Annotated in this window: 13 protein-coding genes; 7 read left to right on the top strand and 6 right to left on the bottom strand. The window is 28.9% G+C overall.

The annotated features are described in order from the left end of the window. Positions 1 to 293 precede the first annotated feature (293 nt). The 6 genes from EZS29_RS07400 to EZS29_RS07380 all read left to right on the top strand — a co-directional run bounded on the left by EZS29_RS07400 (position 294) and on the right by EZS29_RS07380 (position 4,739). Complete coding sequence (locus EZS29_RS07400) at positions 294 to 680, top strand: hypothetical protein (protein WP_145987937.1); 387 nt, start codon at positions 294 to 296, stop codon at positions 678 to 680. A gap of 537 nt (positions 681 to 1,217) precedes the next feature. Further along, positions 1,218 to 2,216 (top strand): N-acetylmuramoyl-L-alanine amidase, encoded by a 999-nt coding sequence (locus EZS29_RS07395; protein ID WP_130608207.1) that lies wholly within the window; start codon positions 1,218 to 1,220, stop codon positions 2,214 to 2,216. Positions 2,217 to 2,438: 222 nt separating this feature from the next. Then, positions 2,439 to 2,585: a hypothetical protein gene (locus EZS29_RS15890; RefSeq protein WP_172603833.1), complete on the top strand. Its 147-nt coding sequence runs from the start codon at positions 2,439 to 2,441 to the stop codon at positions 2,583 to 2,585. A 331-nt stretch (positions 2,586 to 2,916) separates the two neighbouring features. Further along, entirely contained in the window at positions 2,917 to 3,345 is a 429-nt protein-coding gene (locus tag EZS29_RS07390; protein ID WP_130608203.1) for a hypothetical protein, read from the top strand. 80 nt (positions 3,346 to 3,425) lie between these two features. Continuing rightward, positions 3,426 to 3,989: a ZrgA family zinc uptake protein gene (locus EZS29_RS07385; protein WP_130608200.1), complete on the top strand. Its 564-nt coding sequence runs from the start codon at positions 3,426 to 3,428 to the stop codon at positions 3,987 to 3,989. 477 nt (positions 3,990 to 4,466) lie between these two features. After that, on the top strand, positions 4,467 to 4,739 hold the full coding sequence (locus EZS29_RS07380; protein WP_130608197.1) for a SemiSWEET family transporter: 273 nt from the start codon (positions 4,467 to 4,469) through the stop codon (positions 4,737 to 4,739). 687 nt (positions 4,740 to 5,426) lie between these two features. Here the strand turns inward: EZS29_RS07380 and EZS29_RS07375 are convergent. Together EZS29_RS07375 and EZS29_RS07370 are read right to left on the bottom strand one after the other, a co-directional pair. Next, positions 5,427 to 6,116, bottom strand: a complete 690-nt coding sequence (locus EZS29_RS07375; RefSeq protein ID WP_130608194.1) for a substrate-binding periplasmic protein — start codon at positions 6,114 to 6,116, stop codon at positions 5,427 to 5,429. A 60-nt stretch (positions 6,117 to 6,176) separates the two neighbouring features. Further along, positions 6,177 to 6,842: a hypothetical protein gene (locus tag EZS29_RS07370; protein ID WP_130608192.1), complete on the bottom strand. Its 666-nt coding sequence runs from the start codon at positions 6,840 to 6,842 to the stop codon at positions 6,177 to 6,179. Positions 6,843 to 7,917: 1,075 nt separating this feature from the next. Here EZS29_RS07370 and EZS29_RS07365 point away from each other — a divergent pair. Beyond that, on the top strand, positions 7,918 to 8,283 hold the full coding sequence (locus tag EZS29_RS07365) for a peptidase inhibitor family I36 protein (protein WP_130608189.1): 366 nt from the start codon (positions 7,918 to 7,920) through the stop codon (positions 8,281 to 8,283). 118 nt (positions 8,284 to 8,401) lie between these two features. Here EZS29_RS07365 and EZS29_RS07360 read toward each other — a convergent pair whose 3' ends face one another. The 4 genes from EZS29_RS07360 to EZS29_RS07345 all read right to left on the bottom strand — a co-directional run bounded on the left by EZS29_RS07360 (position 8,402) and on the right by EZS29_RS07345 (position 13,520). Beyond that, positions 8,402 to 9,715, bottom strand: a complete 1,314-nt coding sequence (locus tag EZS29_RS07360; protein WP_130608186.1) for a phosphatidylinositol-specific phospholipase C domain-containing protein — start codon at positions 9,713 to 9,715, stop codon at positions 8,402 to 8,404. A 391-nt stretch (positions 9,716 to 10,106) separates the two neighbouring features. Next, complete coding sequence (locus tag EZS29_RS07355; protein WP_130608181.1) at positions 10,107 to 10,988, bottom strand: sugar phosphate isomerase/epimerase family protein; 882 nt, start codon at positions 10,986 to 10,988, stop codon at positions 10,107 to 10,109. A gap of 34 nt (positions 10,989 to 11,022) precedes the next feature. Further along, positions 11,023 to 12,207, bottom strand: a complete 1,185-nt coding sequence (locus EZS29_RS07350) for a 3-dehydroquinate synthase family protein (protein WP_130608178.1) — start codon at positions 12,205 to 12,207, stop codon at positions 11,023 to 11,025. A gap of 74 nt (positions 12,208 to 12,281) precedes the next feature. Next, positions 12,282 to 13,520: a Bcr/CflA family multidrug efflux MFS transporter gene (locus EZS29_RS07345; RefSeq protein WP_130608175.1), complete on the bottom strand. Its 1,239-nt coding sequence runs from the start codon at positions 13,518 to 13,520 to the stop codon at positions 12,282 to 12,284. Positions 13,521 to 13,784: the final 264 nt, after the last annotated feature.

Here is a 13,784-nt window from a genome sequence, read left to right as displayed (position 1 = left end):
TTTTATAAACTTAAAAATATATTTAACATTTAAGACATTATAGCAAAAGAAGATAAGGATTTTATAGATGGCATTAATTCATTTTTAAAAAAATATAAAAATTATAATATTCACTTTAATAGCAGTATTTTAGATGAGTTAAAAAAAATTCTCTTGGGCTGCTTTTGATTACAAACTAGCCAAAGATGTTAATGTGATTGCATATAGGGGTGATAGTAGAAGTTATTTAGATATATTCGACAAGGGCTTTAAAAGTTCGATAAAAGCTGAAGGGCATAATCCATTTGTGGAAAGTGAATTTGTTTCGGGGGGGGGCTTCTGTTGCTTTAACATCAGATTTTAAAGCTAGCTCATATTTTCCCATTTCAGATGACAGACAGACTTATATTTATATCTGCAAAGTAAGAAGAGCATATAATACAATGGGAGAGCATTATAAGCGATTTGTTTTAAATAAAAAGAATGTTAGGCAAGAATTTTTGCATTCATTGAACATACAAGAGCTTAATACAGACGTGATTGATGCGAGTGATATTTATGCAGCATTTTCAATTTCAAGAGCTTATTTTGGAGAGGTCAGCTATTATCAAAACACACTACCACTCCCCAAAAGTGTAAAATTCATTATAACTATAAAATTAGAAACCAAAAAGAAAATGAAGAGTTTTTGTTTGTTTTAAATCAATTAAAATCTTCCGAAATAAGTCTTATAAATAAAGAATTTTATTTTAACTTAGCATAGGACAATTTAGTCATTTTAACAGCAAAATACGGTTTAATTAAATGCTAAATACCAACGGACTGCTGTTAAAATGATATCTGATTTAAAGTGTTTCCATTTAAAATCTCTTTTGTAGAACACTCCTCCTAACTTATCTAGAATCATTTTGCGACAGAACCGGCTAGATATTTGCGAACTGCCATTATTATAATTATCGCTCAGTATGCTTCCACTTGAAATCCATCTCTACTTCCCTCAATAACAATCCAAGGAAGATACTACACTCTCAATTGAACTTTTTTTTTGCAAAAGACCCAAAATATCCATGACTAAAAAATATACTCATTCTCTTCAATCGTAAAATGCTGTTATTAGAATTATAGTTATGGTATGCATACATGTATGGTGATGTTCAATTAATTCCTGATCTTACCTTTATTTATCTGTTATAATTAAGTTTATTTTAATATTTTTTAAAATTTAAGGATATTTTATTATGAAATTCCCTGCAAGTGCAATCTGCATAATAGCAACTATTATTATAAGTTGTGGAAAATCAACAGATTATATTGTAGATAAGAGTTATCAAATAGATGATAAAAACTCTTCAAGAGGACAAAATGAGAGAGCGAGTTCTCTCATTTTTCATTATACAGCATTGCCCTTTGAAGAATCTCTTCGAGTTCTTACGGCAGGAGCGGTTAGTGCCCATTGGCTTGTTCCTGAAAATGGAAATAAAATTTATAAACTCGTAGACGAGAATAAACGTGCGTATCATGCAGGTATTAGCACATGGAAGGGTAGGACAAATATTAATGATACTTCCGTAGGTGTCGAAATAGTTAATTTAGGTTTTATGTGCTTAGATGGGAATGCGGATTGTACCAAAGAGAAGAGAAAATGGTTTCCCTATCCAGAGGAACAGCAAACATTAATTGTTGAGCTTGCTAAAGATATTCAAAAACGTTTTCAAATTGATCCTTTGTGTGTTGTAGCGCATTCTGATATTGCGGTAGGAAGAAAATCGGATCCGGGTCCTCTTTTTCCGTGGAAGTTACTTGCTGAAAATGGTGTTGGTTCTTGGGTAACAGAGAATGAAATTATAAGAGAAATTCAAAATATCAATAAAAATATTCACAGCGATATTTCAAGATTGCTTGTCCAAATTAGATTGTATGAATTTGGATATGAAATTAAAAATTTGAATGTTTCTGACAATTTTGTATTGGATAAAATGAAAAAAAATTATGGATACGATGCAAAAAAAATTCAAATTTCTGATTTGAGTGCGTTAAGTGAATTTAATAAATATATATCAGACGAAGATATTTTTGATCCAAAATTAACGGATCAAGCTATTGATTCTTTTTTAATGCACTATTTACCAGAAGAATATTTATCAAATAAAATTCCAGAAAATAAAAAAATCCTTGCAACCCTTCAAGCTCTGCTTATTAAATATCCAAACAGAGCAAGAATAGGCTGTGGATTTTAGTGAATTATCATCAATATTCGCTATAACGTGGTTACGTTATTCCTTCTTTGTGTGGACTTACACCACCAAATCTGATGCCCTTTGTACGGCGCACGTATCCTCCCCGCTCTAAAAACCTCCTAACGTCGATTTTTTGAGGAAGGGGATTCCCTCATATCTGTATCAGTTTTACAAGAAGCCGTTTTTCGTGATTTACAAAGTAAAGAATCTAGACATGTCCGCATGGGAAATAATTTAAGGCGTCTTGCTGAATATCTTACTATTCGTGAAGCAGAAATCTTCACTTATTTTGGTAGCAAACTTCCTTCTGATAGATATAAAAAAATTGAAGATAAAATACTCAAACGGAGATTTTTAGCGCGGACATGATTTTATTTGGCATCTTTAAAGGTCAATATAACAGCTAATTTATTAATTATAATAATTATTTTTATTCAATAAATTCTATTGACTTTTTATTTAATTAAATGTAGAAAAATATGTGTAGAATAAAAGAAAAAGTTATGTATTGAACAATTTTTTCTCTAAAAATATTTCAACTATATTTAAATCAAGTATTCAATATTAATTTATATTTTAATAAAAAATTTGACTTTTATAAAAATAAAAGTAGTAACTCACCGAATTTTATCAAATTTATAATGAGGTAATAATAAATCAAGTAATTTTTACCTTTAATTTAAAATAATTAGGAAATAAAATGACAAATTCATCATTAACTTTCATTAATAAATTAAAAGAAGCGACTCATGAACTTCATCTCATTCAAGAAGAAATGGAATCCAACATTAAAGCAACCAAAACTGAATCAAAGGAAAATCTAGAAATATTAAAGGTAACAATTGAAAAAATTAAAATTCACTTAATTAAAATTTTGGAATCTCATATTAAAAATTGTGATAATGAAAAAATTGTAGACTCATTTCTATTAAATATCGATAAAATTAAGCCCTTTTTCGAAGAAGTACTCGATAAATTAAAAACACCATCACAAATAATAAGTGATAAAATAGATATTATAACTTTAAAAATTAAATTAAAATCTATTTATGCACGTATTTTTATTAGCGAACAAAAAAATAATATTTCACACGTTATTGAAGTTAATAAAGAAAAATTAAATTATTAAATATCCTTTCCATAGGAGATATTATAGATTTTAGAATTATATAAATTAATATTAAAAATGTTTTAAAGGAATTTTTAGATATGAATCAAAAATCGTTATCGACCACTTTATTAATATCACTTCTTACATGCTTACCTGCATTTAGTAAAATAGAAGAATCGGTTGCTGAAACTCATCATCGAACAGCAGAATTGGATGTTAGCCTTGGATTTTTTAACAAAAAAAAAGCAAATATACACATCCGTATTCCTACTCAACAAGCATTTGGTTTTGAAGGAAAAGCTACGACTCCAGAACAAGAAGAAAAAGTAAATAGCGTGCTCGATAATCTTAAACAAAATTTTTCCCAAATAATATCTACCGGAGTGGGATGCAATTATGAAATAAGTGGAGTAGATAAATTTGCTTTTGCCTCCGAAAAATCTGATGAATATAGAAAAGGAGAAATGAAAAAAACAAAGACCGAGTATTGGGTATTGCAAGCAGATATTAATATTTCTTGTAATAAAAATCTTAAAAATCAAAAAATGTTAATAAATTTTGAAAAACTTTTTAAAGATATAGATAGAGTTTCTGTCAGATTAAACGGCTCTGGCAAAAGAGTATTTATAATAGATAATCCAAACGGAGAATTTTCTTTATAAACCCTTTAGACCGGACATACTAACCGCATGTCAATTCATCTTTAAGATCGCTTTATTTGATTTAGGTAAGAGTATACCTTGATTTTGGTCTTAAAATTAATCCTTTTTTAACGAGTGTCCATCCAGAAATATCTTATTTTAAATATTTATTCATCTAACAATAAATGATTTTTATTTTTTAAATGTATGATACTCTTCAGTTCAAAAAAAACTGTTTGATATTTTAGTTTTAATGTCTTACTATATTTCCACCACTTCTATAAAATATTTAACCTGTGTTTGCATGAATTTTGTTTTATAGAAAAAAGTGATTTTCATTCGAGCAGATAATTTAGGCAGAACTGCTCCACAACTCAGGCCTGACGATTTCCAAAGGTGATTCTGTTTGCTATTCACAAGATCTAAATCTTTGCAACAGAACCATAAAAAGAAGATTGTACAAGATAATTTTGATCTATAAATTAGGAAGAATGTATTATGCTTAGTAAAGAAAAATTATTTGAATATTATATGTTTTGTATTGGGCCCATAGGAAATTTGATGTTTTATTTTCAAGCGTATGAAATGTTTACATCGAAACACTCTGGTTCTGTTTCACTAATAGGATTTACTATCAGTATTCTAGCTTTAAATAGTTGGTTATTTTATGGGATCTATATTAAAAATAAACCATTAATTATTGCTAATGCTGTAGGTGCTTTAGGTGCAATTTTAGTGGTTTTCGAAATCATTTTTTATCCAAAATATTAATTATTTAAATATATTTATAATATATATTAGGTTATATTATAAAGAATATAAAAGAGACATAGAAGTATCTTTTTTGAATGGGTAATGAGGAAATAAGAAATCTATATTTCTTATTTGACACAATTCATATCACACTTTCAAGAATTTTAATTGGACATTTCATTACATAGTGAATTCTCCTGTTGGATTAGCTATTATAAATTCTCTTTTTGTGATTGAGGTAAGAAATTGCCTTGATTTTAGTCTTAAATTTAATCCGTTTCTAACGAATGCCCATCCAGAAATACCTTATTTTAAATATTTATTTATCTAGCAATAAATCATTTTTATTTTTTAAAAATATCATACTCTTCAGTTCAAAAATACTGGTTAATATTTCAGTTTTAATATCATACTATATTTCCTCCATTTCTATAAAAAATTTACACTATGTTTGCATGAACATTGTTTTATAGAAAAAAGTGACTTCCGTTCGAGCAGATAATTTGAATCCATGGCATTTAATTTGTGTCGAACTCATTTACCTCTGGGTTTGAGCTCGATTAATGTAGGCGGACGGGAATTATTCAAGATGTTTTAATTTGGGCCGGACTGCTACGCAATTTGGGCCTGACGATTTTCTAAGGTGGGTCGCTTCACATAGTATGAGTTTTGATTGCACATTTTTAAAGTAATAGATTATTGAGATTAAAAAGTACATTTTTTTATAAAAGAATTAAATTGATTCACAACATTTTTATTATTTGCAACAAATTTTTTTGAAAAATAGAATACTAAATCATTTTCAGAATGAAAAATTATTTTGAATTTGCTCTCATTCCAATTTCTTTTTCTCATCTCATCAATTGCTGGCTCACTTGGAGACAGAAAAGCATCAAATCGCTTTGCCTCAAGCATATCAAAGAGATTACTAATATCCTTTGGTGATGAAACTAGATTATATTTTTGTTCAATTAAAAATGTTTCCGGTCCAGTTCCTAATTTTGCAGCAACTTCAGCTTTTTCTTTAAAGCCTTTTAAATTCGGTTGAAAAGATGAGTTACTTTTCAAATACCAATACCATTTATAAGTCGCTATTTTATTAGTAGGAGTCGCATAACTATTTCTCTCATCAGTTATTCCTGCTGAATAAAAAGCTTGAGCTTGACCTAGTTTAACTTCTTCCTGTGCTCTTTTCCAAGGCAGAACTCTAATTTGATATTTCAATTTCATTTTTTTTAATACACATTCTACAACCGTTGTTGCAGAGCCATCAAATTTATTTCCTTTAAAATATTGATATGGAGGCCATTCTTGAGTATTTATAATTAAATTATTTGCAGAAATTGAAGAAGAATATATTGTACAAATGAAAAATATAAATCTTTTATTTAGCATTAATAATCCTATTTGTTACTTAAATTAGAACATAGAAAAATTTTTTTGATGCAATAATTTTTAGTTAAACATGTGTCCAATTCCTTTTATATTATTTTCAATTTCCTTAGCTAATTTTATAATGCATTCTTCTTTATTATTAATATTATCCTGAACCATTTTTCTTTTGACAGGCTTATCAGGGAGTAATCTCTCTAACACAGTAGACGTTAAATTATTTAAATTTTCTTTAAGAACACTTACTTCTATGCCTTCAAATTTTGATGGTAGATATCCAAAAATAAACGTATCTATGTACTTTTGATTTCGTTCTGAAATTTCTTTGTATGTTGAAGCAGCTCTAAAGGCTTTGTACTTCAACATTGATTTAAATTTTTCAATCCATCCCAAAGATCTTTTCCCACGCCAACGCAATAGTATTTTAAACTGAATCTTGCGTGTGATGTAATCTTGAGAAATAGCCCGAACTGTTTGAGAGTGAAGACAGAGTTCTTTTGAGCTCCCTGCAACTAATTCATAAATTTCTGAAGATGAAAAAAAATACGGGATAGAATTTTTTTTACCCAATTTTTTATCATCTATTAACTTAACGGATTTATTTTTAAGAGCCTTTTTTTCAGTTTGTTTGCAAAAATTCCATACCATATTTACAGAAGGACACATCTTAGAAAGAAGTTTATTTGCTTTCCTTGAATCTTTAATTCTGTAGTGATATTTTGTTATCAATTAATTTTAACTCCTTTAACTTAAAAAAGAAGTATACAAAAAATTTACTAATAAAGCTAACTTTCGACAAGCAAAAATTCCTATCGTCTTTTTGCAAGCCGCGTCATGCTTGCACTTCAACCTTGCACCGTTTGGTGCTGCGGTCTTTTAAGCTCAATCATAGCCTCCGAGTTTAGAAGTTAGGGCTTTACGTTCGTTGCGGGTAAAATATTTCTCTCTTTTAAATCGGCTGATGTGATTACTTGCCAATCGTGTGGCTATACAAATTTTAGTGTGAATTTGATTTTAGTCAATAATGATGCGTTAAATTATTATTTTTTGTCACAAAATAGAACGTTACATGTTCCACTTTATTACATCACCATATAGCTTTATGCTTTTTATCATATTATTTTATAAATGAATTCGATAAAAAAAAATTGAGATCTCATTTTCCGCTGTAAGGCAATATATAAATCGTATATTCTGTCCATTTTGTGATAATAATTTTCCTTGCTTACCTATGCTTATTTTAAATACTTCTTAGATTTAACGAAGTAGTACTAGTAATCTTTACCTCCCACAAAATTCTCGTAATGAAGCAACTCAAATATTCACTGTTTCACCATACACTCCTGAAATTTTCACATTCTCCTCCAGATAAATATTGGATGTTTATATTTTAAATAAACTCTTTGTAAAACGATTTTATTAAATTATCATTGATAATATAGAATAACTTTTATTTTAGCAGATGACTATTTGTAAAATATAAAAACTAGAAGCGCCTTTCTTTGAGGGTTTGTGGGGCGCTTTAGTTATCCACATTTTAAATAGGATTAAATTTTAAAATCTAGCTCTGTTACTAAAATGCGAACTTTTTTTTCTTAAAAGTTAAACTAAGTATAATCAATTTTTTTATAATTTAAATTCTCATTTTTGAAGGATAAAAAGTCATTTTCTAGCTTCAAGTGGAGTTAAAACGAAGCTACCGGCTTAGAGGTCTTATCAGTCAAGAATATGACGAAAAAGATGATAAATAAATAATTATGTATAAATTAATAATATGTTCATTACTTAAAAAAGGGGATTTTTTATGCAAATCAAAACTCTGTTACTTTCATCAGTATTTTCATTAAACTCTTTTAGTTCAATTGCTCAAGCTCAAACAGATTTAAATATTCAGCCTCAAATTGCTGATACTGTTTGTGCCCAACTTTTTATGGATATTAATTACGGAGGAGATTCTCTCATTGCATGGGGTAAGGATACTAGTAATCAATGGATAGGACGCTATTTTAACGATGAAACATCTTCTGTTTTAGTTTCTCCAGGCTGCAGTATCACTTTATATCAAGATTGGAATTTTGGAGGAAAATCTCTAACTTTATATGGGAATACTTCTTGGATAGGATCAGAATTTAACGATGAAACATCGTCGTACAAGTGTAGTTGCAATTAGGACCTCTATGCCGGTAGCTTTGTTTTAACGGTTCTGTTGCAAAGAAATCAAAGTGACAAAAAACCTTAGAGTGGAATTTCAAAAAGCCTATTTTAGGCACAATTATCCGGCGAGGGAGCTAAAAATTAATATGATTCATTGCGGCAATTAAACGCAAAAATTCTATATCATAAAAATCCATAGGAATAATTCCATTTGGAAAGTATTTTATATCTGAGTAACTTCCGGATGAGTTCTCGGAGTTTTGATTGATTGCAAAATTTACTAGAGGCATAAAGCTATTTTTGCAAACTTGTGGTTTAAATAAGCATGATGAAGTAGATGAAGACATAAAATTAAATTTTAAGTCGCTACTCGGAGATTTAAAATGATTGTACATGAATCTTAAAATTGCATTCGATTTATCACTTCCGCCAGAGCGATAGGAATCCTGTAACCAAACCCTAAAGCTATTTGAAATAAAAGAACCGTTAGGGACATCATCTGGCCAAGGTTTTAAATTAATACCTGGAGTTTCACTAAAGCGATTCAGCAGTATTAATTTCCCACGAGTATGAGCAAGAGTGGTCGAATCATTTACATCTAATTGCCATTTAATTTTAATAGAATAATCATTTATATATTTTGATAAAATTTCATTATTTGAAGGAGCTCCAATATTACTCACATCTTCTTTTATGCTTACAAATATTGTCTCGGCTGGATGTTTAACTAACCATTCACTGATATTTTCCAAAAATTGATTAAACGAAATACCCAAATAAAACTTTGCATGATATAATGACCAAACATAGTCTTTCTCTGGTTTCACACGAATATCAAAAAAACGGATTCCTTCATCTAATTGAGCAAAAAAAGTAGAACTCGTTCTCTGGGTTCTGACAAATGAATTCATTATGAAATTATTATAATGCCATGTACTAGAATCGTGTGTTCCTGGTATACTCATTTTTGTAATAAGCATGCTATCTGGTAAGTTTGAAGTCCAATTTTGTAAATCAACATGGTTTATAACATCAATATAAACATCATTTGCTTGACCATAGCTCACGACATCATATTTATTTCCAATGTACAATGTTCGCCAATTCTGGTTCGTCCAATCAGAATCCATGCAAATTCTTATATTTGGGATCTCATCTTTCATATTTATATTTAAATTAAAGCAATGCGTATTATTATAAGTGTTAATTTCTTCACGCTCTGATATTCTCTGACCCGCAGCTAAAGATTTACCATTAATATTTTTGTCTGGGCGAGATACGCCATCCCAATCTGAACTATCAACTTTTTCTGTTTGCAAATTAGAAATATTTGTATTTGAAAAATTATTTATATATAAATATTTAGTTTTAGAAGCTGAAAAAGCTAAACTAGAATGCAATAAAGTCGATAAAACAATAATTGATTTATTTTTATTTATTTTGAACAAAAAATGTCCTCCTATTAAATATAATATATTAAACTTAAATAAATATTTATATCTTAAAACCTCCTAAAGTCAAAGTTAATCATGTAAAAAATATAAGAATGAATCGGAAAATCCGGTAATACACTCTTCATGAGCTTGCTTAACAATATTAAATAAGAAGTCTTGCTCACCTTCCCGTATATTAAAGTATTTAAATACCCAATTGATAGCTATAATCACAATAAACTATTTTAATTTTTCAATAAACTTGCTAATATTTTATTTATGATCATAGAGTGTATCCAGCAAAATCATTAACTATTTTTAATGAATCTTGCTCAGTTTTAGGAATGACAGGGCTTTTAAAAAGAAAAGCTCATATTTCATGAACAACACCTTTAATGTTAGGGATTTATAAATTAATTAACTTAAAGCATTCGTTAAGAGACATTTTAGCTTGCTTAATCGCCACCTCCAAGTTCATTGAAGCCAGCTCTTCATTCCAAGGCTCTATAGCTACAGGTCCTCTAAAGCCTTTATTATATAAGGTCATTAAAAAACCTTTAACATCATTAACGCCTGTTTTTAAAGGCAATGCTCTTTTAAATTCTGGAATAGTAAATTGATTGTATCCAGTTAAACCATCATTTAATTCTAAATAAATAATATTTTCTAAATCCAAGTGCTGAAGATCGAGGAGTGAAGATCCACTATGTTGCCAATGATGTACATCTAATTTAAAACCAGCATTTTGATATAGATCAGCCGCACTTATTAAACATCTGACACCATCAATTGTGTGAATAAAATCATATTTTGCATAAACTCGTGTTTCAGTTGGTCCAATAAATTCAAAAGCAATCTTTATGTCATTATCTATTAAAATATTTTTAACCAAAATCAACCTTTTTACATATAGTTTAAATAAGGAATCAAAATTTAATTTATTTGAAAAAGGGGGAATATAGTTTAATGCAATTTTACATCCTATTTTTGAAGCACTTTCAGCTTGCATTGTGAATTTTTCTAAACTTTCATAAAACTCTATATCGCTGCCAGATAATTTTACCGTAAAATGGAATGAAGTTGCAATCAAGCCATAATCTTTTAAAATATTTTTCATTTCATAAATAGAATATTTTGGTTTTTCTAAATCTATATTAATTCCAATGTATTCATATTTATTTGCAAGTTTACAAGACTGCAAAAAATCTTCTTCTTCATGTCCAATAGTTGAACTCATTTTACTATTATCAGCATCGTAGTCTTTTGTTATATTTAAAACTGAATACATATTTTTCACTTTAATAAATAGTTATGTTAAATTCTTATATCCTATTTTTTAAAATATAATTGTCTAAGACTTTTTTTACTATGTTTAGATCAATAGTGACAAGATAATCACCTTCAGGATTGTAGCATTTTCCGATTTTTTCTAATAAAACAAAACGCAATTCTCTACCTGTTTTCTTATTATCATTAATCATTGCTTCAAGTAACATGTCAGACGTTATTTCAGCAGGAAAAGGATCTTTATATCCCAATTTATTTTCTATAATATCATAATGTAAAATGACCTCTTCTTTTGAAAGTAAACCAATCTCATTAGATAATTCCGCTGCAATTCTCATACCAAAAGAAACGGCATCCCCATGTAAGATTTTACCTTTCATGAGCCATTCAAGAGCATGGCCAAAAGTATGTCCATATTCTAATATGATTCCATAATGTTTTTCAGAAGGATCTTTTCGCAAAATTTCAAGTTTTGACTGAATGATTTTTAATGCAAGATCATTGTTCTTAAAAGCATTTTCTGCATTATAAAATGCTAAATTTTCATATAAATAAGTAAAGAAATTTTCATTTGAGATAAGTCCATTTTTTATTCCTTCAATAATACCAGCTCTTCTTGCATTTTTAGGTTCAGTATGAAGGTAATAAGTATCACCGATTATGAATATGGGAGAATGATAAAGACCAAAGTGATTTTTTCCTCTCTTTCCGTTTACAGCTTGCTTATTGCTTAAAGTGCTATCTGTCTGACCAGTAAATGTTGTAGGAATTTCAATAAAACGAATTCCTCTATAAATGAGCCCTGCAGTCAGACCAACTAAGTTGCCAACGCCACCGCCTCCAAACCCAATTAATACAGATTTCTTTGAGATATTTTGTTCAATTAATTGTTCGCATAGTTCTTCAAGATTTTTAAAATATTTATTTTGTTCTCCCGAAAGGAGTATATTTAAAAATGTATTAGGAAATTTATTTTTTATTTTTTTATATAAAGATTCACCGTAGATATTAAATACGGACTCTTCCGTCAAAAAGAACAATTTATCAAATTCTATTTTTTCTAAATTTTTCAATAAAATATTCTCGATTTTATATCCGAAATAGTACGGGGATGGAATATCCAGTTCAGTTGAAAATTCAATTCCCTTACCAGGCACTAAGTTGTTATTAAAATAAATATTTGATTCTAAGTTTGACTCTATGTAAGCGTAATTTTGCATAAGTGACCCCCAATTTATATAATAAATTAAATAAATATAATTTAAAAATTTTAAATTTTCAGAATAAGTATATATTAACTTGTGTTTGTTTTTTTAAGATTATGCTGTGGCTTTATTAATAAAATATAACCAATTAGAGAGACTACACCACATAAAAATATAGCACTTGCCATTGGTAATGCGGATCCATTATGAAAGTAGCTAACTAAAAAGGATGAAAAAAAAGCCATGCTCCATTGTAAGCTTCCATATAAAGCTGAAGCCGTACCGGCCTGATGCCCATAAGGTGACAAAGCAATCGCTATAGAATTAGGGCTAATTAAATTGAGCATACTTAGAAAAATAAATATTGATATAAGAAAAGGAAATATTAAATAAGAATTAAAAGCAAACGCTAATATTAGAGATGCGGTAATGAATGAAACTTTGACAGCTTTTGTACAAATTGTTTCTGCATTCCATTTGACAAGAAGTTTTTTATTAACTTGTGAAGCTATTAAAATTCCCAAGCCATTCATACCAAAGACTAGACCATATTGTTGAGGCGTCATTTTAAACAGTTCGATAAAAACAAATGGCGACCCTGCAATATATGCAAACATTCCAGCTCTAACTGCTATATCAGGAATAAGATAGCCAATAAAGTGTTTATCTTTGAGTAACATTTTATAGGAGCGTATTACTAATCTGAATTTTATATTTTCATGTCTTTTTGTGTTGGTTTCAGGAAGAAGAAAAGTTACAATAAAAATACAAATTAAATTAGCTATACCTAAAGTATAAAATATAGACCTCCAGCCAAAAATGGAATTTAAACATGCGCCGATTGATGGAGCTATAATAGGAGCAATTCCTAAAACTAAGGCAATATTCGATAAAAAAATCGCAATATGTTTTTTATCGAATAGGTCACGAACGACAGCTCTGCTTATCACCATGCTTGCAGAGCCTCCAAAAGCTTGAAGAATTCTACAAACGATAAAAAGATAGATATTTTGAGATAATGCACAACCTAATGAGGCAAAGAGATAAAGAAACATTCCTCCTAGCAAGGGTTTTTTCCTTCCAAACCTATCTGATAAAGGGCCATATATAAGTTGCCCTAAAGCCATCCCTATAAAAAATGTAGAAACAGATAATTCAACATATGAAATGTGAGTATTTAAATCTTTTTGAATAGATTGAAAAGCTGGCAAATACATATCGATTGTTAATGGGTCAAATGCTGTTAATACTCCTAAGAGGATAACGAGCCACTTTCTTTTACCATCGGTATGCAAAATAGCATTTTGACTTTCATGTGTCTGATTCATTCTTTTTCTTCCACGTTAAAATTCTTTATTGATAATGATTCTCAAATTCAAGAGGAAAGCGCAAGGGGGACGTCAAAAAAATTTTTTTGTGTATTTATAAAATTTTGATAAAGTGACTTTAAAAATATCATTCTAATTTTATTATAAATGATGTATTTTAATTACTTTTGTGTAAATTTATTGGGTTTACGGCGAGCATTTAGAGGCGTTTTTAGAAAAGATATATGCAGCAGAAATGAATAATATGTTAAAAATCAACTTTAG

The organism is Fluviispira sanaruensis, from assembly GCF_004295685.1.
GTDB classification, from domain to species: domain Bacteria; phylum Bdellovibrionota_B; class Oligoflexia; order Silvanigrellales; family Silvanigrellaceae; genus Silvanigrella; species Silvanigrella sanaruensis.
This window is presented reverse-complemented; position numbering and strand designations above follow the sequence as displayed.